This is a genomic window from Fictibacillus barbaricus, assembly GCF_014635025.1.
Classification (GTDB): domain Bacteria; phylum Bacillota; class Bacilli; order Bacillales; family Fictibacillaceae; genus Fictibacillus; species Fictibacillus barbaricus.
In genome coordinates this window covers 1,107,661-1,129,684 of sequence record NZ_BMCE01000001.1, presented here as the reverse complement: position 1 = coordinate 1,129,684, position 22,024 = coordinate 1,107,661, and the positions used below count along the sequence as shown (strand labels likewise).

The 22,024-nt window shown below is 36.4% G+C and carries 22 protein-coding genes and 1 pseudogene; all 23 read right to left on the bottom strand.

Translation table 11 applies throughout. From position 1 onward, the window contains the following. Nucleotides 1-30: 30 nt before the first annotated feature. The 23 genes and pseudogenes from nikD to IEV52_RS05355 all read right to left on the bottom strand — a co-directional run bounded on the left by nikD (nucleotide 31) and on the right by IEV52_RS05355 (nucleotide 21,898). On the bottom strand, nucleotides 31-858 hold the full coding sequence (nikD, locus tag IEV52_RS05460; RefSeq protein ID WP_188402263.1) for a nickel import ATP-binding protein NikD: 828 nt from the start codon (nucleotides 856-858) through the stop codon (nucleotides 31-33). A gap of 15 nt (nucleotides 859-873) precedes the next feature. Continuing rightward, complete coding sequence (nikC, locus tag IEV52_RS05455) at nucleotides 874-1,707, bottom strand: nickel ABC transporter permease subunit NikC (protein WP_188401478.1); 834 nt, start codon at nucleotides 1,705-1,707, stop codon at nucleotides 874-876. Next, nucleotides 1,704-2,648: a nickel ABC transporter permease subunit NikB gene (nikB, locus tag IEV52_RS05450; RefSeq protein ID WP_188401477.1), complete on the bottom strand. Its 945-nt coding sequence runs from the start codon at nucleotides 2,646-2,648 to the stop codon at nucleotides 1,704-1,706. Before nikB ends, nikC begins: the two co-directional genes overlap by 4 nt. A gap of 16 nt (nucleotides 2,649-2,664) precedes the next feature. Next, complete coding sequence (gene nikA, locus IEV52_RS05445; RefSeq protein ID WP_188401476.1) at nucleotides 2,665-4,287, bottom strand: nickel ABC transporter substrate-binding protein; 1,623 nt, start codon at nucleotides 4,285-4,287, stop codon at nucleotides 2,665-2,667. 327 nt (nucleotides 4,288-4,614) lie between these two features. Next, nucleotides 4,615-5,574, bottom strand: coding sequence for an ABC transporter substrate-binding protein (locus IEV52_RS05440; RefSeq protein WP_188401475.1), 960 nt, complete (start codon nucleotides 5,572-5,574; stop codon nucleotides 4,615-4,617). A 235-nt stretch (nucleotides 5,575-5,809) separates the two neighbouring features. Further along, nucleotides 5,810-6,208 carry a YxiJ family protein gene (locus IEV52_RS05435; protein WP_188401474.1) on the bottom strand — a complete coding sequence of 133 codons (399 nt, stop codon included), beginning with the start codon at nucleotides 6,206-6,208 and terminating at the stop codon, nucleotides 5,810-5,812. Nucleotides 6,209-6,340: 132 nt separating this feature from the next. Continuing rightward, nucleotides 6,341-6,877, bottom strand: a complete 537-nt coding sequence (locus tag IEV52_RS05430; RefSeq protein ID WP_188401473.1) for a DinB family protein — start codon at nucleotides 6,875-6,877, stop codon at nucleotides 6,341-6,343. Nucleotides 6,878-7,186: 309 nt separating this feature from the next. Further along, nucleotides 7,187-7,639, bottom strand: coding sequence for a GNAT family N-acetyltransferase (locus IEV52_RS05425; protein WP_188401472.1), 453 nt, complete (start codon nucleotides 7,637-7,639; stop codon nucleotides 7,187-7,189). A 352-nt stretch (nucleotides 7,640-7,991) separates the two neighbouring features. Then, on the bottom strand, nucleotides 7,992-9,239 hold the full coding sequence (locus IEV52_RS05420) for a DUF4153 domain-containing protein (protein ID WP_188401471.1): 1,248 nt from the start codon (nucleotides 9,237-9,239) through the stop codon (nucleotides 7,992-7,994). Nucleotides 9,240-9,286: 47 nt separating this feature from the next. Beyond that, entirely contained in the window at nucleotides 9,287-9,502 is a 216-nt protein-coding gene (locus IEV52_RS05415; protein ID WP_188401470.1) for a helix-turn-helix domain-containing protein, read from the bottom strand. 11 nt (nucleotides 9,503-9,513) lie between these two features. Then, nucleotides 9,514-9,996: a DUF2975 domain-containing protein gene (locus IEV52_RS05410; protein WP_188401469.1), complete on the bottom strand. Its 483-nt coding sequence runs from the start codon at nucleotides 9,994-9,996 to the stop codon at nucleotides 9,514-9,516. A 379-nt stretch (nucleotides 9,997-10,375) separates the two neighbouring features. Beyond that, the gene (locus IEV52_RS05405; RefSeq protein ID WP_188401468.1) at nucleotides 10,376-12,757 is read right to left on the bottom strand and encodes an RCC1 domain-containing protein; all 2,382 of its coding nucleotides are present in this window, start codon (nucleotides 12,755-12,757) and stop codon (nucleotides 10,376-10,378) included. A 255-nt stretch (nucleotides 12,758-13,012) separates the two neighbouring features. Continuing rightward, nucleotides 13,013-13,249 (bottom strand): annotated as a pseudogene (locus IEV52_RS22275) (GNAT family N-acetyltransferase); the annotation flags it as partial. A 12-nt stretch (nucleotides 13,250-13,261) separates the two neighbouring features. Beyond that, nucleotides 13,262-13,468, bottom strand: a complete 207-nt coding sequence (locus IEV52_RS22270) for a hypothetical protein (protein WP_205724057.1) — start codon at nucleotides 13,466-13,468, stop codon at nucleotides 13,262-13,264. Between the two features lie 180 nt (nucleotides 13,469-13,648). Further along, nucleotides 13,649-14,437 carry a TIM barrel protein gene (locus IEV52_RS05395; RefSeq protein ID WP_188401467.1) on the bottom strand — a complete coding sequence of 263 codons (789 nt, stop codon included), beginning with the start codon at nucleotides 14,435-14,437 and terminating at the stop codon, nucleotides 13,649-13,651. A 171-nt stretch (nucleotides 14,438-14,608) separates the two neighbouring features. After that, a complete protein-coding gene (locus IEV52_RS05390) occupies nucleotides 14,609-14,893 on the bottom strand; it encodes a hypothetical protein (protein WP_188401466.1) in 285 nt (94 codons plus the stop codon). A gap of 154 nt (nucleotides 14,894-15,047) precedes the next feature. Further along, nucleotides 15,048-15,656 (bottom strand): HAD-IIIA family hydrolase, encoded by a 609-nt coding sequence (locus tag IEV52_RS05385; RefSeq protein WP_229754200.1) that lies wholly within the window; start codon nucleotides 15,654-15,656, stop codon nucleotides 15,048-15,050. 288 nt (nucleotides 15,657-15,944) lie between these two features. Further along, nucleotides 15,945-16,517 (bottom strand): PepSY domain-containing protein, encoded by a 573-nt coding sequence (locus IEV52_RS05380; RefSeq protein ID WP_188401465.1) that lies wholly within the window; start codon nucleotides 16,515-16,517, stop codon nucleotides 15,945-15,947. 144 nt (nucleotides 16,518-16,661) lie between these two features. Further along, nucleotides 16,662-17,369, bottom strand: coding sequence for a PepSY domain-containing protein (locus IEV52_RS05375; protein WP_188401464.1), 708 nt, complete (start codon nucleotides 17,367-17,369; stop codon nucleotides 16,662-16,664). A 68-nt stretch (nucleotides 17,370-17,437) separates the two neighbouring features. Next, nucleotides 17,438-18,802, bottom strand: a complete 1,365-nt coding sequence (locus IEV52_RS05370) for a sensor histidine kinase (protein WP_188401463.1) — start codon at nucleotides 18,800-18,802, stop codon at nucleotides 17,438-17,440. Nucleotides 18,803-18,805: 3 nt separating this feature from the next. Then, nucleotides 18,806-19,495: a response regulator transcription factor gene (locus tag IEV52_RS05365; protein ID WP_188401462.1), complete on the bottom strand. Its 690-nt coding sequence runs from the start codon at nucleotides 19,493-19,495 to the stop codon at nucleotides 18,806-18,808. Between the two features lie 20 nt (nucleotides 19,496-19,515). After that, nucleotides 19,516-20,811: a serine hydrolase domain-containing protein gene (locus IEV52_RS05360; RefSeq protein WP_188401461.1), complete on the bottom strand. Its 1,296-nt coding sequence runs from the start codon at nucleotides 20,809-20,811 to the stop codon at nucleotides 19,516-19,518. A 193-nt stretch (nucleotides 20,812-21,004) separates the two neighbouring features. Then, on the bottom strand, nucleotides 21,005-21,898 hold the full coding sequence (locus tag IEV52_RS05355) for a LysR family transcriptional regulator (protein WP_188401460.1): 894 nt from the start codon (nucleotides 21,896-21,898) through the stop codon (nucleotides 21,005-21,007). Nucleotides 21,899-22,024 lie beyond the last annotated feature (126 nt).

The following is a 22,024-nucleotide window of genomic DNA, read 5'->3' as shown; positions in this document are numbered from 1 at the left end:
TTCACCCCTAATAAAATGTCTATCATAAGGTCATGCCAAATGAATGATAGGTTCATCTACATGTAATAGTGAGCGTGCATTTAACAGTTTCTTCGTATACTCATGCTGTGGTTCATCAAATAGTTGGAACACATCTGCTTTTTCCACTATTCTGCCATTCTGCATAACGGCAACTTCATCTGCCATTTCAGAAATGACACCGAGATCATGAGAAATTAATAAAATGGCAGAACCAAATTCAGAACGAATTTTATCTAAATGGAACAGCACTTTCTTCTGATTCTTTACGTCAAGTGCGGTTGTAGGTTCATCGGCAATAATAACAGCTGGATGTGTGCAGGCAGCAATAGCAATCATTACCCGTTGAAGCATACCGCCACTCAGTTGAAAAGGATAGTATTTCAATAGTTTATCAGGATTTGTTAAGTTGACACTATGCATTGTCTCAATGGCAAGCTCTGTTGCTTCTTTTTTACTACAAGGTGTATGTGAACGAATGGTTTCAATAAATTGATGGCCAATCGTAAAAACAGGTGTAAAAGCATTCATCGGATTTTGCATAATAAAGGCTATGTCCTTGCCACGGATCTTACGCATTTCTTTATCGGTTAAACCGTTCAATTCACGTCCTTGTAATGCTATACTTCCTTCAATCATTGTCGTTTTCCGATCAAGAAGCTGAAAAATGGACATACTTGTAACGGTTTTACCGCATCCACTCTCCCCTACAAGACCAAGTACACGTCCACGCTTTAGTTCAAAATTTATTTCTTGAACAAGTGGAATAACACCATCTTTTGTTTTTACCTGTACATGTAAATCTTTCACTTGTAACACATTGGTCTGTTCTGCACCCAATATTCTCATTCCTTTTTAAAATCTACGTTTGACACCATACTGTTCTGATAATGCTTCGCCTAATAAATTGAAAGTAACAATAACGAGCATAATGATCAAACCTGGATATAGCATTAATTCTGGATTTGTCCGAATATACGATTTTCCTTCGTGAATCATCGCTCCCCATTCAGGTGTTGGGGGTTGCACTCCTAATCCCAGAAACGACATGGCGGATATATCCATAATAGCCCAGCCCATTTCCAATGTGCCCATAACGACAAGTGGTGGGAGCACATTTGGGACAATGTGATTTTTAATAATCTTCCATTGAGAAGAGCCGCTTATTTTCGCAGCTGCAATAAAGTTTTGTTCTTTCAGACTAAGGACCATTCCTCGGAACATTCTTGCGTAGTAGACCCATTGGACAAGCATCAGTGCTATAATGACCTGCGTAAGTCCAGGCCCAAATATACCAACCAGTCCAAGAATAAGGATAAGACTTGGAAAAGCCATGACACCATCACAAAACCTCATCAAAACATGATCAACAATGCCGCCCTTATACCCTGAAAAAGTTCCAACAAGTAAACCAATGAGAATGGAAGAAATAAAAATCAGCATCGCAAATCCTAATGAAAGGCGCGTCCCATATAAAATTCGTGAAAGGTTACATCTTCCTAAATGATCAGTTCCTAATGGATATGCCCAAGATGGAGGCTGAAGCTTATAAGCTAAATTTACAGCTATTGGATCATGTGGTGCAATCCATGGAGCAAAGATAGCGATGATAAAAAGAATACATAATATAATCGAGCATATCGGAATGACTTTTTGACTTCTAAATATCTTAGGTATGCTCATGATCATTGCTGGTGTCCTTCTTTCCTGGAAATACGCGGGTCAATATACATTTGAATTAAATCAACAATTAAATTGCTAACGATAAATAAGATAGCTGCAATTAGCACATAGCATTGAATAACAGGTATATCACGATTAAAAATAGCTTCAATAAAATAACGTCCAAACCCCGGCCAAGAAAAAACTGCTTCAACAATTATCGTTCCAGTTAGTAGTTTTCCAAGATTCATCCCAAGTCCAGTAATCATCGGGGAAATGGCAATTCTTAAAACATGTTTGGCCATTATCGTTCTTTCGTTAATTCCTCTAGTCCTCGCAAAAAGCACATATGGCTGCTGCAAATTTTCAAGAACACTAGCACGCAACAACCTTGTATAGATTGCAATTAACGGAAGAGCCAATGTAACCGAAGGCAGAACAAGATGCTGCCATGTCCCAACTCCTTCAACTGGGAAAAGATCAAGTTTAACAGAAAAGAAAAAAATGAAAAGATAACCTAGCCAAAAAGAGGGAATCGATGCCCCTAAAAACGAGAGAATCCGGCTAAAATGGTCGATTAGGCTGTTTTTCTTTACTCCGGCAAGGAAGCCTAGCGGGATACTTATTAGTACAGCTATTAATATACTTCCTAGAGCTAGCTGGATGGTAACCGGTATTCTGGATATAACCTCATCCCAAACCTGCTTATTCGAAACATAAGATATGCCAAAATCAAGTTGGCATATCTTCATAATTGAGTTTATATATTGGTTAAAGAATGGTTGATCTAAACCAAACTCTTGTCTTTTTTGCTCCAAAATTTCATCGGTTGGTTGAATATGGGCGGCTGCTAAATAGGCCTCAGCCGGATCTACCGGTGAAAGATGAATCATTCCAGTTGTAAGCAATGCAGCTAAGAGAAAAACCGGAATAATTGAGATCAATCGTTTGAAAATATAGGTGCCCATGAAAGCCTCCTGCAACTTACTGCTTAATGCTAATTCCCGTGAAGGGATGTTCGTCACGATTCGCAGGGAAAGTAAAATTAGTAACATCTTTTTGATAAATCGCTGTTTTCTTAATATAAGAGATTGGTATAATCGCTCCCTGGTCTTGAATTGATTTTAAAATAGACGAGTAGAGCTGTTGGCGTTTTTCCTCATCTGTTGTTTTTGGAACCTCTGCTATTTGTTTGAGCAATTCGCCTTTGTTCTGATATGCCGATATCGCCTCATTAAATCCAAATCCTTCTGACAAAACAATATTTAGGAACGTATGAGGATCATAAGGTGCTCCGTAGTTACTAAAGAAATTAATATCAAATTTATTATCTTTAAATCTCTGAATTTGCTCTGTTAATTCAACTCCAACAATGTTTAATTTCACACCAATGGCTCCCCACTCAGATTGAAGCGTTTCTGCCATTGTTTTTTGAATCGATTCTGCTGAATCATACATCAGCTCGACTTCAAGAGGTTGTCCATCTTTTTCACGAACCGTTTTCCCTTTAGGAAGCGCCCACCCTGCTTCATCTAATAACGATTTCGCTTTTTCTACATCATAATTAATGACATTAGCGTCAATTTCTTTCGTATAAGGGAAGTTAGTCGGTAAAATATAATCTGCTTTTTCCTCATAACCAGATGTAATCCCTTCAACAAGTGCTTCTTTATTAAAACCATAATGTAATGCTTGACGTACCCGTTCATCAGAAAGCTGTTCTTTCGTTGAGTTGATGACGAGTTGTCTCGTTGCAACTGGTTCTGAAATACTAGTTTCATAATCTCCAGTAGATTCCAACTGTTTGAAAGCATCTAAATTGATGACACCTTCTCCATAAATAAGGTCTAGCTCACCTTTTTCAAAAGCAAGTACCCTCGTTTCCGCATCAGGAATGACTTTTACTTGGATTTTTTCTTCTTTTGGCAGCTCACCCCAATAATTTTCATTTCGTTTGAAAATAGCATATTCATCCGTTTTATACTCTTCCAAAACCCATGGACCTGTACCAATTGGTTCAACGACACCTTTTGAGGTATCACCATCTTCTGGGAATCCAGCCTCACCCAAGAAACGAACTGGCCGAACAACAGCTAACTCTTGAATCGTTGGATAATATGGTTCGGTTAATGTCAGTTTAAACGTATTTTCGTCAATTACTTCTGTTCGTTCTATTTTCGTAATGAAACCTAACCAACTATGTAAGGCAACATTATTCAAAATCGTATCAAAATTCTTTTTCACAATGTCTGCATTAAAGCTTGTTCCGTCAGAAAATTTCACATCTTTACGAAGATGAAACGTGTATTCTTTGCCATCCTCAGAAATATCCCATGACTCAGCTAGATGCGGTTTTAACTCGCCACCCTCTTGGTAACTTACTAACGGTTCATACACCATCGACTGAGCAAATAACTGTGAAGGATTATAAACATGAGGATTCAATTCACCTATATCTCTCGGCCAAGCTATCTTTAGCATGTTGTCATTTTCGCTTTTTGGCGCTGAACCATCGCTTGCTTTTGTACAACCGAGTAATAGGCTTGATAATAATAAAATAAATACAGTTATTAATAGCATTTTTCGGCTATTTCTTCCATTAAACATAGTGACTTTTCCCCCAACTCGATAATGATAATCGTTTTCAATTGTAAGTATTGTGCATGATACTGTCAATACAATGTCGGAAACTTTCGGAAAAGTTATATTAGAGGTAGCATCAGGAAATGCGTATTTATAACTTTTGGAAATTCTAATATTAAAAAACCCAATTTCTCACTATTAAAATTGAGAAATTAGGCTTTTTTCGTCGCTCCATTAAAGCACTAGTTCGTTAAATAAGTGTCATTTTTCACTACAAAAATAATGCCTATTACTTATTAAAGGATATTTTATAACTTTCTTCGCTCATTAGAGACGTACTGTGTGTAATGGTTATTTGATAAGATATTGTTCTATGTCATCTAACATCAGATTAGCTGCAATAGCCCCACCTGCTGTGTTCCATATTGCTTCTTCTACTTTTATAGCTTTGCCTTGTTTCACGACATTAAGGTTGTTCCAAAGTGGATCTTTTGTCCATTCTTTTTCAGTTTCTGTAGCTTCACCATCGCCGGTTTCATAGGTAAAGTAAAATAATAGGTCACCTTCCATTAATGGTATTTGTTCCTTTTTTACTTCTAACGCAAATCGGTCTTTGCTTTCAATTTCAGGTCTTTTAAATCCAAGGTCTTTTAATATTACACCCGAGAAAGAATCTTCAAGGTAGATTCGAGATGTTCCTGGTAAGAAACGGATAATTGAAACCTTTTGGTTCAATTTATCCCCTAATTCCGTTTTCAGTTCATCAATTCGATTGTCATAAGATGCAAGGACTTCCTGTCCCTTTTCCTCTTTGTTTATAGCTTTTGCATATAACTTGAAATTTTCTTTCCAGTTTCCAGTTAATGTTTCTGCAAAAACTGTAGGAGCGATTTTATTAAGTTGGTCATATATCTTCTCTTGACGTACCTTGTTGCCAATGATGAGGTCTGGTTTTAAAGAGGCAATTTTTTCTATATTTACATTCATCTCATCTCCAACCACTTCAACCCCGTCCATCTGACTCTTGATGTGGTCGTACCATGGATCTCCAATCCATGATTGAACTGCTCCAATTGGCTTCACACCCATTGCAAGAACAGCTTCAGTTCCTTCATTGGTTAAAACAACAACACGCTTATTTTTTTTCACTTCAGTTGTACCCATAGCATGATCGACTTTATAAGCTTTTGAAGAACCAGAAGAATTTTGCTTTTCTGTGGCACCTTCTCCACATGCAGTTAAGGATAGAACAAGAAAAAGTATCAAGGTGAAAATTCCTACCCTAGTATGTATACCGTGTCTTCTTTTCATTTTTACTCTCCTTTATTGAGAATGATTTTCAACAACTAGTATTTTATACCAGGATTTAAAACAAATCAACACTAAATGATAAAGATTATCATTTGAAAATCTCAGCGTACAATAAAACAATCTCTTTAGTAAGCCATTATTGTATTTTCAATGTTTAATAACATTGTATTCGCGTCTATTAATCAAAGAATCCTGCTGTTAAAAGAATGTTAACGTGTTTCAATAATGTTCAGTATTAATTTTCGACGTTTTCTATGCTTTCTAGTTCTTTGTGAAAGCCTGGATAATTACTAATCGACTCTTTTAACATAGTATATTGAGGATATTGTGAGAAAAAATCTTTATATAACATATTCCTTTGATATTTAGGAATTTTCTTTTTGCCGAAAACATATGAACAACTACCAGCTATCAACATTATAAATTCTTCAAAATCAGCAAATAATTCATCTTCTTGAATCCCCAAATCTTTCTCAATCTTTTCGTAATCATCGTGTAGATTTGAATGTAAAATTTCATTATTATAAAACTTTTGGAGTTCGTTTAATTTATCTAGCTTTTGTTTATCATTCTTTTTAGAGAATATCTTAAATTTATCAAGCAATGTTATTATTGATCCTCCTATTTTTAGCATATTTAATTAATTTTACTGTCCTTTTTAATCAATAAAAAAGGCACTTCTCCTTCTTGAAGAAATGCACCCTATAATGGAATAACGAGCGCAATCCAATACTTTAGAATTGCGCCCTATAGCGGAATATACAAATTATTCTCGCTCCTTTGGCCAAGACCCTTGTTGTTTACGAATTAATACAATTTGTCCTATATGGTATACGTTGTGCAAAATTTGACGAGCCAGACCCCCAACAAGTTCCTCTTCCAGCTGACTGTCATTAACTTGTGCTAGTGATTTACGCAAATTTTCACAAATTAGACGTGTTTCTGTCAAGACTGCCTTCCATTTTTCAGAATCTGCTGGGTCCCCGATATCTCCAAATGTATTCACTGCCAAGACTGCCTTCCATCTAGAATCTGGTTGTTCCCCGATATCTCCAAATGTAGCCTTGGTATTAGATGCCTTTTTTCTAGGCGTTGTGTCATTGATTTGTCTAACAAGTAGGGCGTTGTAATAATTTAGATGGTTCACAGTTTGCCAAATTGTATTCCCTCCTCCAGGGGGTTGCCAGCTTGCATCTGTGGAACTTAAACTCTCAAGAGCAGATTCTAAAGGTAAAAACCAGGTCTCAGTATCCCAACTAAAGTCGAATTCCATGCGAAAAATATCCATCAGTTCTAGGTTCATTTGCTTTCTCCCCTCACCTCAAGTTATTAATATTCAGATATTGGGTATGCAAAAACATTATCACAGGGCCGGTTGCTTTCTCAAAACAAGAAACGCACTTCTATCACTCCTTTATTTTTATTTTTTTGATTGGTTTATAATAAAACAACTCCCCTGACAAACCAGTCAGTGAAGATGTTATTCTACAATCTGGCCGTTTGTGGATTAAATATAGGAAGCTCTTATTCCAGAATCCTGCTACGTTTGCAGAAGAAAAAGGTGCAGATCTTCTTCTTGAAGAATGCACCCGATTGTTGAAGAAAATTTTCACTATAAATCTTGTGATAGTCTTACCATATCCCTACACTGTATTCCATTTTCAAAAATTTCCTCATAGTAGTGCCTTATAAAAAAATTTATATCAACACCGATTATTCTAAAACCACATTTTTGATAAAGAGCAAGTTGCCCTATGCTTGAATTTCCAGTACCAATTTCAATTGTTTTGAATCCCTTCTTTTGGGCTGTTTGAATTGCATCCATCACTAACCGTTTACCTATCCCTCTTCCATGCTGTTCTTCTGCAACTGCAATGTTCACTAACTCCACCGTTCCAGGTCTTGTTGGAAGTAATACGTAGACACCAACAATTTTTTCACTGCTTTCTGCAATAAAGCATTCTCCCCTTTTTAAATAATCCTCAACAATTGTATGAGAAGGATCAGCTAATAACAGTAAATCCATTGGCGGTTTTTCCCCTATTTTTAAATTCCTAATATTCATATTGCTCTCCTCTAATAAACTGTAATAATTTTACCATTTCTAATTCTATTAACCTGCCCTTTAATTCAAGACTTTTCACATTTAATCTAAATCAAACTCAAACTTAAAACCTGCAAGTTTAGCTTATCAAATACGTTTCATGAAGTCCTTTTTCGTTGGGCACATGAAACTAGACATATTTTAAAGAATCCAGTTGCAACAATATATTATGTCTTCTAGTTCCCTCTTTTTAACTTTAGTAATGAAAATAAGCCAAAACTATGCAACTCTGTATAAAAAGCTGCATAATATCGACTCTAAAGATTTTATACGTTATAAAAGATTAGCTTTTCGTTACATTAACAGAGCCTTTCTAATTAAAAATTATAGGAAAAGTAAATGTAACGAAAGCTGCCCAAAGTCCGTAGACCGGCAAATACTTAGTAACGGCATCTTGGATAGTTGAAGGTCCGGATTTGTTTTGTAGAAAACGCATATAGGAGAGCATAATCCAAATTAGATTTGCCCAGATAAGTATGTTTACTCCTAAAACAGCAAGTCTATTAGGCGTAATCCCATAAGAAGAAAGTCTGAACACGATGGCTGATAAAGCCACACTGTCAATGATAAGCGCAAGAACAATTAAGGCAAAATTTATATAATCTGAAATGTTCTTTTTCTCGTCTGAGTCGCTCTCGGTAATGGAAAATATGGTAACGGCCAATACACCAAGGAGTATTCCGTTGAAGGCTATCAGGAAATTGCGGTCCAAGAATGGATTTTTTCCGACCCATATAACCGTTATAAGATAGACCAACAATGTGACCAGGACAAGAGGACTAAAAATTTTAGCTATATATGGTGTAATGTTCTTAGCAAGTTTAAGATTCATTGATACCAGGTATGCAGCTACAATAGCGAGAGCGGCAGCACCAAATAAAACGACATTACTAAAATAGAAGTCTTCTATATCCAAGCCAACAAAGCTAAATAACTTCATGGTTAATGCTGCTAGTACCATTCCGCTAACTGCCATGCTGGCGTAGAGAATACAATATTCCAAATTAAATTTAATATAGGCTAATCTTGTACTGCCTTTTGAATATTCATTTCCTGAAAATGCAAGCCCTACCAATACCCATAAGAATATGGGAAGGTGTAAATAAGCAAGGATAATACTGTCTTTATAATTTAATGGCAGCATATTAAGATAAAACCCGGAAATTAGGAACAACGCTGCAAGGGAATAAATAACACTTTTTTTCGGAGTATTATTGTAAACAAAATAGGCAGCAATAAAGGGAATTATACCAAAAGCCAGGTTAATTGGAGCAATTGCTTCCTGTTCGACAAAATGGAAAATGATCCTGGTGCTTATCCCGGCCAGAATGGCTAAAATGCCCATGAATAAGAAACCTTTCTGAAGCAAGGAAGATTTTTCTGTAATTGCCGTCTCCTTGAAATGCAATCTTTCGTACCAAACGCCAAGAACCTGAGAATCAGGATTTTGATCCCATGCGTGTGAGAATGACTTTTTAAAAGTTTTCGGGTCTTTTCTATACATTCTCTCCAGCTCATGAGGGTTAGCAATATTTTCAATAATCAAATTGTTAATGTCCATAGTTATACCTCCCCTAACAATTGTTATGTTAAGTTTCCTTAATATGTTTAACTGTCTTCGTCACTTTTGTATTCTAAAATATCTCCAGGCTGACATTCTAAAGCCTTACAAATTGCCTCTAAAGTGGATAATCGAATCGCTTTTGCCTTTCCATTTTTCAATATAGAAAGGTTCGCCATTGTTATTCCAACATTCTCCGAAAGTTCTGTTACGCTCATTTTCCTTTTTGCTAACATCACATCAATATTGATTATAATTGCCATTGTTATTCACCTCAGACCGTTAAATCATTTTCTGATTTGATTTTAATTGCTTCTTGTAAAAGTTTTTGGAGAACAGCCGCAAAGACTGCGATAACCATCGAAGCAAAAGGAACAACCAATCCGACACAGATAACTCCTGGTGCGTCGTCTACTTCCGCAAAGATATAGAAGAGCGGCCAAACTAGCACATGCAAAATACTGATTGTGATGGCACAGTATTTGATTTTCTTTAAAGCTTTTACAGATAAATCGGAGAAAGCTTTATTTTTGTCAATATAGCATAAGAGTTTGAAAGCCTGATACAAAGCAAAGTAAAAAGGTATCGCCGATGCATCAAAAGCGATGAAAACGAGATATTTTATAAAAGCAAACTTTGGAAGCAATTTTGCTGCAAGATTCGCCATCTCAGGCACCAAAAAGATGCACAGAGCAAGAACTGGGACTCCTAAAAGAATAACAGCTATTTTTAAAAACAACGTTGTTACTTTTTCCATAAAAAGCACCTCACTTATTTATTCTGATTTTGATTTTAATATATATATTATCGTTTTACAATAAAATTTTATTAATTTGGATAACATTTTTATTGTAGATTTTTGTTTTAAGCAAAAATAAAAAGTATTTCTCATTCAAAGAAATGCTCTATAACTTTAAACCATTAAATTTATAACTTGTACAGCTAACCTGCTCCTTTAGCTGAATAAGAAAAGCTGCCTGATAAGACAGCTCGGTATTTAAGAAACGCACCCGTTTATGGAATAAATAATGAATTAAGTTAAGAAAAATATATTTAAAAGCGAACGCACCAATTAAGTACGTGCCTTTTACCCAATATTTCTCAAAAAAGTCGGCCCTCATTAAGAGGGCCTTCCCTTATTTGATCGTATAGTTTACGGCTTTATAGCTGTCATAGGAGCGAGTAGAATATCGATCTTTTACATGAACAGAAATCTTGTAAGTACCTTTTGCTGCGGGCTTCCAGTCAACTGTTGTCTGAGACGTGAAATCCTTAAGTATATGCCACTTCACCCCGTCATACACCCAATATTTATACAGTTTCTCAGTACCACCTATCGCTGACGCTTTAATCTGCACCGTTTTACCTAAAGATTGCGGACTGGTTAGATTAGTAGAAACGGATTGAAGCACAGGCCCGTTCAATACTTTGAAGATGAGCTGTTTATAAGAATCATAGTTTTTAGTACTATTCTTGTCTTTGGCATGTACAACTAGTTTATAATCGCCAGGCACTTTTGGAACCCAATTTAAGTTGGATACTGGTGAATAATCTTTGAGCACTTTCCATACACCGTTATGGTAAACAAAGAATTTATACAGTTTTTCTGATCCGCCTGTTGCTGTTGCTGTTATCGGAATGCTGGAATAGACAGAACGCGGTGAAGACAGCTGGCTCGAAAAGCTGTTCAGCAGTACGGAATCAGACTCTATTTTATATTCCAGCGCTTTGTAATCATCATACGACTTAACAGAATCCCGATCTTTCACATGAACACTAATCTTATAATTTCCTTCATTGGAAGGAGTCCATTTTACTGAACTGGATGAAGAATAATCCTGTAATACTTTCCATGTTCCGTTCTCAAGTAACCAGAATTTATAGAGGCGCTCATTTCCACCTTCTGCTAAAGCATTAATGGTAATGGTGGATTTTACAGGCTGCGGTGACAGTTTATCCGTTGTAACTTCAACCATTTTAACCGGTTGAACAATCTTTAGCTCAGCATTCACTCCAGTCGTTCTATTCCCTAGTCCATCTACAGCTTTTAATGTATACGTATGAGAATTTGTAGGATCCATAGTAGGATCTACATATATAGTAGAAAAAGAAGTACCTATATACGTACCATCTTTATAGATCTCTACATAGCGTACAGCAGAATTAGGATTATTCCACTGCAATAAAGCCTGTTTGTTCTGAACCGTGAGTGTTGGATTTATCACTTCCTCTTGAAGTGTGTTTCCTTCAACCTTTACTGATAGAGGTTCGTCTGCTTGTTTAAGGACCCGTTTAGCTAGAGGTACTCCACCGCCGTTTGTAACACCTACTCCAAGTATATTGCCTATATTGCTGCCCCATGCCCACATAGCTCCATCCTTTTGCATGGCTAATACATGCTGCCAACCTGCTGAGAAAGTATATATATTTTCAAGCGGGGTATGATCGGATGTCATAACATAATCAGGGATAAGGATTTTTTCTGTTGTATTGCCGTTACCGGTCTGTCCGAACTGATTTCTCCCCCACGCGAGTATTTTTGAGTCTGAAGTAAGAGCAAACGAACTATACCCACTTGTTTTAACTGTTTTTATATCATGAATCGGTTGATTGCTTGCATCCACCACTAAACCAGGATAGGGCTGATTTGTTGTATTCCCATTTCCGAGTTGACCGTATCCATTATGTCCCCAAGACAAGACTTTATTTTTATGGGTAAGTACAAGAGAATGTTCTCCACCAGCTTCAATCCCTGTTATTCCAGAAAGTACCTTCTGCTCACTTGTCAAGATAGGTATAGCATATGGTATAACTTTTTGAGTAGTCACTCCTAACTGATTGTTTCTGTTCCATCCCCAGCCGTATACTGTTCCATCTTTTTTAAGAGCAAGGGTATGCCAAGCTCCAGCAGAGATGGCTACCACACCTTTTAGTGGAGTACCGTCATCCATTACAACTTGTTGTGCATATGGATTATGGTCGGTCTTTTTGTTGCCTAATTGTCCTTGCCAATTTTCACCCCATGTCCAAACTGTACCGTCTTCTTTGAGTGCCGCCATATGGGTATCTCCAGAAGTGATCATAGTAGCTCCTTTAAAAGGAGTTCCATCTTGATTTTGAATGGTTATGTACTTGCTATAATCCCAATCACTCCAATATCCTCCTATTCCTCCGCCATATGAAAAGATACTTCCCCAAAATCTAAGCGAACCATCTTCCATCATCGCAAGAGTAAAGTAATTGGCCTTTGATGAGGAGAACATTTTTATGTTCTTAGCAAGGCTGCCGTCTTTAAATGAAATTTGCTCAGGATAGTGAATTGATGATGTCGTTTCCTTAAAGCCTAATTGGTAATAAGTATTATCACCCCAACCGTATCCCGTGTTCTCATAATCAATCAAATAAGAATGATTACTTCCTCCATACACATCCGTAACAGCAGAAACTTCCATGATTTTTATATTTGTACCTATAAATAAACTCAATCCTGCCGTCATTAAAAGTGTTCTTATTTTCAAGGAGATTCCCCATTTCTAAATATTCTAAGATAATTTTACCTTCAATTGCCTTAATTGGTAAATACTATTTGTAAAACATTCTAGTTTTATAGTTAAAGTCTAATAAATCCAAAGAAAAAGTCTTTACATAACAAATAACTTTATCTTTTAGGAAATTTCAGTCCTAACCCCCAGCAACCATATTTCTAAAAATAAAAAAAGCATTTCTCCTTCTTGAAGAAATGCACCCAATTGAGGAATAAGTCTGCTCCTAAATTATTTGCAAACCCATTCGTATATACATTTTTTCTTTTCTCCTTGTTGATACATATCATTGTTTTCTGGGACATCAATGATTTCTAACAGATTACCTCCCACATACTCACATGTTCTTCTTGAAGCAATGTTATCTGGATTACATGTAAAAATCAGTTTTTCCATACCATGAGCATGTGCTACTTTCTTTAAAAGCCTTACAGCTTTTGAAGCATAATGATTCCCTCTATTTTCTTCATTTACTGAATATCAAATATGACCGACATAATATAAGTTTTCATTGTATCCGATTCTAATATTTATATTCCCAATAGGTTTTGTTGAACCACTTAAACAAATATTAAAACGATATGCTGGAACCCTATTCTTATACCCATTCCCTGGTACTGTATTAATAAGATGTAAATCAATTTCTTCACCCTTAATAACTTTAAAGTCCAAAAATTTAAACTCCATCATTTATCCCCCTAATAATAGTCTAAATTAATTTTCTTTATTTATTGATAATGCCCTGCTTCTTACATAATCCTGCTACGTTTGTTCAATAAGTTCAATAAAAAAGAGCACTTCTTCTTCTTGAAGAAATGCACCTGATTGTGGAATAACTCATTAAAGAAATGCTTCCCTCTTGTTTAATTAAAGGGAGTAAAAATAGGCTGCACTTTCTACCATTGGGGTACAATCATTATAGTTAGGTAAATCAACTTCAAAAATAAAATCTCGATTCAAAATGTATTTTTTAAATCGTAACCAATCTATATTTCCAAGACCTAATGATAGTGCATCATGTATTTCTGTACCTTTACTATCCACCACATGGTAATGGTGCGTAAAAGGATATGTACTGATAATCTCGTTTTCTAACTTATCGTTGTCCCCTCGGAATGACATAAATGCATGGCTTATATCATAACAAAGCGGTAATTGTATGGGTTCAACAATATTGGTTAACCAATATGGGTTTAAACTTGAAAAAATCCCTGTAGGTGCGTTTTCCCACAAAAATCGGTCTACTTTATGATTACGTATTTCTTGAATAGCATTTTTTAATTCTATAGATTTTTCAATAATATAATTCTCGTTAAAAGTATCTGCCATGCCACTTACACACTTTTCATAATGTGGATGTACAACACAAAGAATATCTTCCGACTCGCAGATGTCGTATATTATTGAACATGAAGATCGATAAAACTCAAAAACCTCAGGATCTTTACTTAAGATATCAAGGAATTTTCGATTTACTTTCATGGGGTGATGAAGATAAACTTTTACTTTTCTTTCTTGAAATAGTTGAATAGTTTGTATTATTCGGTTAGGATTTCTAATATCTTCCTCAAACAATTGTAGTTCTACAATATTTGGTTCGTATCTCAATCTATCTTCAATTTGCTCAATGGCTAAAGAACATTTTACATTCTTCATTTTAGACCAAATACACCTGCCTCATCATTTGTTTTTTAATAATCTATCTTACAAATTCTACTAATTAAATGAATGTCCTTTTTCACGAAAACTGCTCGTTTATTAAATAAAAAGAGCACTTCTCCTTCTCGAAGAAATGCACCCGATTGTTGAATAAGTAATATCTTGTTCTCAAGCTTTGTTAGTATTACTTGTAGCTATTCCAATACAAATTATAATGATTCCATTCATAAAAAATAAACAAGAATAAATTAAAGTAATAGCTCCTGTTGCAAATCCACCAGGATCAAAAGAACTTATTGCATCTAAAGATATTTTAAAGACAAGAGGTGTAATAAGTATCACTATAATACCCGATAAAATTCTTTTCTTTTTATTTCTTCCAGCTACTTTAAAAGCGATAAAGTTTGTTAGCCCTAAAATGAGCAAAATAATCCCTATAAAAAGGATATCCAACTTTAAATACCCCTCTTCCACCATTCACTTAACTTCATCATTATTTATTCGTTTAAGTAATCGGATATTCCTTCTTCTTCCAATGACTTGCCCTTAGAAGAAAAAAATGGGCTTTTTTCGTTACTCCAGAAAAGCACCCGTTTGTGAAATAAACTCAAACTTTATTAATAATATCTGCTAAAATCCAATCAACTGCATCCACTAAATCTTCTGCTATATAATCTGGTTCTATTCCTTTCCAATCTTTACGAAATGATGTAAGTGAGCCTTTACCCCAGCCTGTTTTAACTAAAACTTTTTTTGTTCCAGCCTTATGAGCAGACACCATATCTGAACTCCCAGTGTCTCCTACAACATAACAGTCTGCCAAATTTAATTTGTATTTTTCTTTTGCAGCTAATAAAAGTCCAATTTCAGGTTTTTGACACCTACATCCCTCATCAGGACTATGTGGACAATAAAAGATATCATCTAAGAAAGCAGAATGTCGTGAGAGTTCTTCCTTCATTATTTCAAATCCTTTAAGTAAGTCATCTTCAGAGAAGAATCCTCTTCCCACTCTAGTCTGATTGGTAAAAAGAAAAACTTTAACACCTAACTTATTAAGACGTCTAATCGAACTGGGTGCAAAATCATACATAGTAAACTCAAACGGATGCATACCGCCACCTGTTCCACCAATGGTACCATCACGATCAAGAAACACAGCCTTTATCACAAACACCACCAACATCAAGTATTTTACAATCCTCTTTAATTTCAATCAAAAAGGGCAAATCTCCTTCTTGAAAAAATGCACCCGTTAGCTGAATAAGAAACTTTCTACCACAATCCTTTCCTATCAGAATAATTTGGAATTATTTGTATAGTTAGCAGCAATTAAATATAGTTCTATAATTGGTGAGGGGCAAGGGGGGAAGACATATTAATGTTTCCCATTCTCCATAAGGAGCCATTAGAGCAAAATGAGAAAATCATGAGAATCAGAGAAGAAATTTTTAATGTTGAGAATAATAAAAGCACTGGTGGCTCCACCAATGCTTCCTAAATACTAATTATTGTCTTCGTCTTTATCTACTTTTAGTACAGTTCCTGTCATCGCATCTACATCCACATCTGTTTCTTGTTTATCCTTGTTGATCTCAATCTCATAGAAATATTGACCGTCTTCTTCATCAAGCTCTATTTTTGTTACGGTGCCAGGCACTTGCTTCAGCGCAATATTTTGAGCTTGCTCTGTTGAGATCTTCATGTTTGCTGCATCTACTTGATCATCGCGATCCTCATCGTCTTTATCGTCGATGTCAGATTCATCTAGATCATCGTCTCTATCCTCTTCAAACTTGGTGATTTTACCAGATCCTGCAAGAATATCAAGATCATATGATTTGCCGTCTTTGTGAACTTCGATCTCATATTTATCCTTTTGGTCATCACGATCGAATTCTAACTCATTCACAGAACCACCGTTTGTTCGTTGAAGAGCAATATCTTCTGCTTGTTTTTCAGAGATAGCATCATTTGCAGCAAACACGTTTGGTGTGTTATCTGAAAACGCATATACTCCTAGACCAATTCCACCAGCTAATACCGTTCCTGCTAAAACTTTTGTTAGTTTTTTCATTGTTTGTTCCTCCTTGTTATGAACTATATCCATATCATAGACAGGGAAAATGAGAACAAAGAGAAGAAAAGATTAGAAAACGATGAGAAGTTGGATAGTTTTCACTCATATAATAAAAAAGAATGCTCTAGAGTACGAGCATCCTTAATCATTATCTTTTGTTTCCATCGTGACCGAGACGACTTCACCTGTAAAAGCATTTATAATCACTACGCCTTCTTGAACATCTGTTTCCACTTCGATTTCATAAACCAGAACTCCGTCTTCATCATCGAGTTCAACATCCGTAACCGTTCCTTCTACTTCTTTTAGGGCGATCTTCCTTGCTTCTTGTTCGGTTATCTTGGTGTTTGGCTTTGGAGGTTCGGTTGAAGGTTTTATCTCTTTTTTGTTTTGAATCTTTCCCGTGCTCGCATTTATCTCGAATGTGAATTTCTTACTCTCTTTCTCGACTGTAAAGAAATAGACCTTATTTTGTGCATTATACTCTGAAGTTAGAACTTTACCTGCTTTTGCAGCGATCCGAGATGCTTCATCTTTCGTTAAAAGCTTATTATTCGGTTCTGTTTTTTCCGTTCTCTTGATCTCCAAGATTTCTCCAGATACAGCATCAGACCAGATCACATAAACACCATTCTCACCTTTTAAGACTGTTTGATATTGCGTTTTCCCTTCTCGGTCCGTTCGTTCTGTGGAGAGGATTTCACCTGAGTATTTCGTGCTTACGATCTCATTGATTTTCTCCTTGCTGAGTGTTGAATCATTGTTCCCGACTACCCACTGCCTCGTTCCAAAAATAAGTAGTATCATCAGGATTACCACTCCGATTATCGCTGCTGTCTTTGTTTTCAAACGGAATGCCCCCTTTTCTAATACGTTTTCATAAAAGAATGAGAACCAAATAAGAAGAAAATGAGAAATCAGTGAGAATTAATTCCCTGAAGGACCGACAATTCCATCGTAACGGTCGTACCTTTTCCTTCTTCACTCGTTATGTTGAGTTCACCATGATGAGCCATCATAATACGTTTGGCAATCGAAAGACCTAATCCGGAACCCCCTGTATCACGACTTCTTGCTTTATCTACACGAAAGAAACGATCGTATACTTTATCAAGATCTTCTTTTGGAATACCTATGCCATAGTCAGTAACTGCAATTTTAGCGATTCCTCCGTTTTTAGATAATACAATATCAATACGATCTGAACTGTACTTGATAGCATTATCTAAGAGGATAAACAGAACTTGTTTCAATTTCAAAGAATCTCCTTCTATCTCAAGGAGTTCTAAGTCTGAATGAACATAGAAATCCCGTGGATACGCATTTCTTAGGTTCTTTGTAGCTTCTTTTACCATTAATACCAAATCCACTTTTTGAATTTGAGAAGGTTGGGAATCATCCCTTGCCAAAAGGAGCATCTGCTGTGTTAGATCCTTCATTCTTACTGATTCTGAGTGAATGGCTTCTACAGCTTCTTCTAATACTTCCGGCCTTTTATTCCCCCATCGTTTAAGCATTCTAGCATAACTTTCTATTACCGTTAGAGGTGTTTTTAATTCATGTGAGGCATCCGAGACAAACTGCTCCTGCTTTTTATAGTTATCTTCAAGCAAATCTATCATATGATTGAACGTTGTTGCCATCTTATTTAATTCATCGTTTGATTCACTTTCTATGGCAATCCTTTTAAATGTACCTTGTTTTTGTATATCTTCCATCGTTCTTGTAAGAGAACTGATCGGTACCAGAATAAGTTGGCTAAGAATTCGGCCACCTAAGAACGAAGGAATTAGAATAAGCAGGGTTGCTAGAATCAGAACGATTCTTAGAATACGCAATGTATTGGGTATAGATGTTTCTTCTTCTATTAATTCAAGTGAAACGACTTCACCATCCGTCCAAATGACCGGATGCTGAGAAACGGTGTAAAAAGCTCCATCTTCTGTCTTTATATGACTGTACTCATCGGTTCGGTACATGGGTTTGAACTCATTAAGTTTAGTCATCTTCGTGCTCGAAAAAGCTACCTTGTTGTCAGAAGCAATGATACGAATCATCGAGTTCGCTGGAAGATAAGCCCTTAAAAGGCGACCCATTTCCAGGTTTGTTTCTACGGATGATTTCACGGCTTCTGCTATACTGGTAATTCTGGTTTCTGTTTGATTGAGTGCGTTATCTTTTAAGTTTCTTTCAAACAAAAAATAAATCCCGCTGTTGGTGATCAACAGTATGATCAACATCCAAACCGTCGAAAACAGCGTTATACGATTTTTTATGTTCATACGTTACTCCTTCATCGTGTATCCTACTCCCCGGATGGTATGAATATAAGGAGTCGGGAAGGAAGAATCGATCTTTTTCCTTAAATAACGAATGTACACATCTACAACATTTGTATCGCCATAATAATCAAATCCCCATACCTTAGAAAGAATTTGTTCACGGTTCAGTACCTGGTTCTTATTTTTCAGAAGATAGACCAAGAGATCAAACTCCCTAGGCGTCAACTCAACCTGTTTAGAGCCGCGTAGCACTTCCCTTGTTTTTGTATTGACGGTCAAGTCACCCATTTCATATGTTTCGATTTCTTTTTTTTCTGTATAGAGGAGATTCATCCTAAGGCACGCACGTATTCGAGCCAGCAATTCTTCTATCTCAAATGGCTTTGTAATATAGTCGTTCGCTCCAAGATCAAGTCCACTTACCTTGTCAGGCAATGAATCTCTTGCGGTTAATAGTATGATTGGTGTATAACTTCCTGTCGTTCTTATTCTTCTGAGTACTTCCATCCCGCTTAATTCGGGCAGCATCACATCAAGCAATATTAGGTCCCATTTTTCTGATTTAAACTTTTCTAATCCCTCTATGCCCGTCCAGGCTGTTTCCGTTTTATATCCCTCGTGTTCAAGCTCCAATTGAATAATTCTAGCAATCTTCTTTTCATCTTCAATGATCAGAATTTTTTCTGCACTCATGGTTGATCCTCCAATAAAAGTTACTCTCCTACTTTTCTTAGCATCCTGGATCCATTGAACACGCCCCACGTTTTTTGGTCATCGTTCAAATAAAACTGGAAGGCCCTATCCGTATTTTGGATAACTAAACGGTCTTTAGCGCTTGCTCTTAGTTCTTTTTTCTCCTCATTCTCTTCCATAAACATCGTATCTTTTTCTACAAAAAACCTGACCCTGTCCCCTTCAAGGGATTGATAAGTACCCATCAATCCTTTAGATGTTTCAGTCGAGATATCGTAAAACGGCTCTGTCTCTCGTTTGTAATTATATGGAATTCCGAGCGCTGCATTTACCGCTGCTAGCCAGATCTCTCCTGCCGGAATACCGCCAACATTAGTAAGGACAACAGCTATAAGATTTTTTTCGGGAACTACCCCAAAAAATGAGGAAACCCCTGGTTGTCCTCCTCCATGGCTAATCAGCGTACAATTTTCAAAATGATTCGGTATAACATTAAGTGCATAACCGTAATATGTATTTCTGCCCACTTTATAAACGGGATCTGCGAGCCTGTTTAAAACGGTCTTGTCGCCGAGCAAATATTGGCCATATTTTAATAGATCCTGAACGTTGGAACGAATTCCACCTCCAGTTTTGTAGTTGCCGAGCTTTGGCCATGCTGTTTCTTGAAAAGTATTCGTCTTATTATGGTACTCATAAGGAACAGACACATTTTCCATTTCAGCAAGTTCCTCCAAACGGAACGTCGAGCGGTTCATTCCCAACGGGTGAAGGAATCGTTCTGTCATGTAGGTCTCAAATGATTGTCCGGTTACCCGTTCGATGATTGCCCCTAATAAAAGGAAGGTATCATTGCAGTAACTGAAGTACTCACCCGGCTTTCCTAAGGGTTCGATCACCGTCTCAGCAAAATAGGCCATGTGTTCTTCAAACCGTATGAATTCCTCTTTCCGCTCCATAGGAGGAATTCCGGTCGTATGAGAGAGAAGGTGGTGAATCTTGATTTGCTCGATCTCTTTTACTCCATTCATTTTGAGTTCAGGAAGATGTTTTACAATAGAATCGTGAACTGAGAGTAATTTCCTGTCCTCCAATTCAAGTATAGCCACAGCAGTAATCGATTTTGTAACGGATGCGATTCCAAAAATCGTTTCCGGCGTAACAGGCAGTTTCGCTTTATAGTCTCTATACCCGAACCCTTTCTGGAAGATCGGTTTCCCCATTTGCGAAATACCTATCGACAACCCAGGAATATGCTCCTCTTCAAGCTTTTTTTCAAGAAACCTTTCAAATTTTCCCCAATGTGTATCTTCCATGTTCCCATTCCCCCGTCTTTTTTCATGCTAATTTGTAGGGTTCAATATACTTATCGGAATAATTTACTTACTAATTTCTAAGGATTACCGGACAGTTCCTTTCTATATTTTTTAGCAAATTAAATGATTGACAATAAAAACGAAATAGAGTTCAAAAATAGAGGATATTGTGTAGTTATTACCAAACATACGATTAATCCGTATCTGCGATTTGCTGGTAACCAGTTAATTGATTAATAAAGTTTTGAGCAGTTTTTGATAAATGATGATGCTTCAGCCATATTAAGCTCGTAGATGCAGACAGTTCTGTATCTACAATTCTAGTCGACTGAATATTGTAGTTCTTGTATTGCTTTATTACGGTTTCCGGAACAATAGCATCTCCAAAACCACATGCAACTAAATCTAATAAAAGAGAGATATCAGAGCACTCAGCAACGATATTCGGATGAAGTTGGGCTTTTGAAAAAGCCTCCAAAATCTGATAATGAACGCCTAGCCCCTCTGTACTCGGTAGAATTAACGAGTGGTTTTGAATGTCAGCAAGCATGATCTGATCATTAGAATGTTCCTTGTTAATAGAAGAAATAAAGTAAAAAGGCTCTGTGTGAAGATGAATTACTGAAAAACCCTCCAATTCCAGCGGTAATCGGATAATCGCCAGTTCTACAATCCTGTCTCTCACTAATTGACAAAGATAGGAAGACTCATTTTGATGTATTTTATAGGAAATGTTAGGGTATTTTGTTTTAAATTCGCGAAGTAATTTAGGAAAGCCGATAACCGAAAAAGTATTAATTCCTATCGCCAGTCTTCCACTACTCCCTTTTCCAACTTCCCTTACTTCCATTTTGGCTTCTTCCATTAATTGAGTAATCTGTTGAGCATATTTATATAAGGCTTTACCTTCTTCCGTAACCTCTAAAAATTTCCCATTTCTCTCTACTAATTTTACATCCAGTTCATTTTCCATTGCTTTTAGCTGCTGGCTCAAAGGAGGCTGGGAAATATGAAGTTTTTGAGCGGCAGCAGATACTTTTCTTTCCTCTACAATTGCCATAAAATAACGTAATTGTCTAATATCCATTAGTGGAAACACCTTCCTATATGGAAAAGTTAAGTAAAATTAATTTTTTTTATATTTTTCATATATTCGGTTCTAAGATATCATGATTTCAAGTGAAAAGAAATTTTAACAATAAAGGTGAAGCAA

What these genes read in the sequence shown, in the direction of transcription:
- IEV52_RS05380 (WP_188401465.1), bottom strand. Translation starts at nt 16,517, where the DNA reads ATGAAAAAACTAACAAAAGTTTTAGCAGGAACGGTATTAGCTGGTGGA.
- IEV52_RS05435 (WP_188401474.1), bottom strand. Translation starts at nt 6,208, where the DNA reads ATGCTAAAAATAGGAGGATCAATAATAACATTGCTTGATAAATTTAAG.
- IEV52_RS05430 (WP_188401473.1), bottom strand. Translation starts at nt 6,877, where the DNA reads ATGAACCTAGAACTGATGGATATTTTTCGCATGGAATTCGACTTTAGT.
- IEV52_RS05360 (WP_188401461.1), bottom strand. Translation starts at nt 20,811, where the DNA reads ATGGAAGATACACATTGGGGAAAATTTGAAAGGTTTCTTGAAAAAAAG.
- IEV52_RS05440 (WP_188401475.1), bottom strand. Translation starts at nt 5,574, where the DNA reads ATGAAAAGAAGACACGGTATACATACTAGGGTAGGAATTTTCACCTTG.
- nikC (WP_188401478.1), bottom strand. Translation starts at nt 1,707, where the DNA reads ATGATCATGAGCATACCTAAGATATTTAGAAGTCAAAAAGTCATTCCG.
- IEV52_RS05370 (WP_188401463.1), bottom strand. Translation starts at nt 18,802, where the DNA reads ATGAACATAAAAAATCGTATAACGCTGTTTTCGACGGTTTGGATGTTG.
- IEV52_RS05355 (WP_188401460.1), bottom strand. Translation starts at nt 21,898, where the DNA reads ATGGATATTAGACAATTACGTTATTTTATGGCAATTGTAGAGGAAAGA.
- IEV52_RS22270 (WP_205724057.1), bottom strand. Translation starts at nt 13,468, where the DNA reads ATGGAGTTTAAATTTTTGGACTTTAAAGTTATTAAGGGTGAAGAAATT.
- IEV52_RS05425 (WP_188401472.1), bottom strand. Translation starts at nt 7,639, where the DNA reads ATGAATATTAGGAATTTAAAAATAGGGGAAAAACCGCCAATGGATTTA.
- IEV52_RS05395 (WP_188401467.1), bottom strand. Translation starts at nt 14,437, where the DNA reads ATGAAGAATGTAAAATGTTCTTTAGCCATTGAGCAAATTGAAGATAGA.
- IEV52_RS05420 (WP_188401471.1), bottom strand. Translation starts at nt 9,239, where the DNA reads ATGGACATTAACAATTTGATTATTGAAAATATTGCTAACCCTCATGAG.
- IEV52_RS05365 (WP_188401462.1), bottom strand. Translation starts at nt 19,495, where the DNA reads ATGAGTGCAGAAAAAATTCTGATCATTGAAGATGAAAAGAAGATTGCT.
- nikA (WP_188401476.1), bottom strand. Translation starts at nt 4,287, where the DNA reads ATGTTTAATGGAAGAAATAGCCGAAAAATGCTATTAATAACTGTATTT.
- IEV52_RS05415 (WP_188401470.1), bottom strand. Translation starts at nt 9,502, where the DNA reads ATGGCAATTATAATCAATATTGATGTGATGTTAGCAAAAAGGAAAATG.
- IEV52_RS05410 (WP_188401469.1), bottom strand. Translation starts at nt 9,996, where the DNA reads ATGGAAAAAGTAACAACGTTGTTTTTAAAAATAGCTGTTATTCTTTTA.
- nikB (WP_188401477.1), bottom strand. Translation starts at nt 2,648, where the DNA reads ATGGGCACCTATATTTTCAAACGATTGATCTCAATTATTCCGGTTTTT.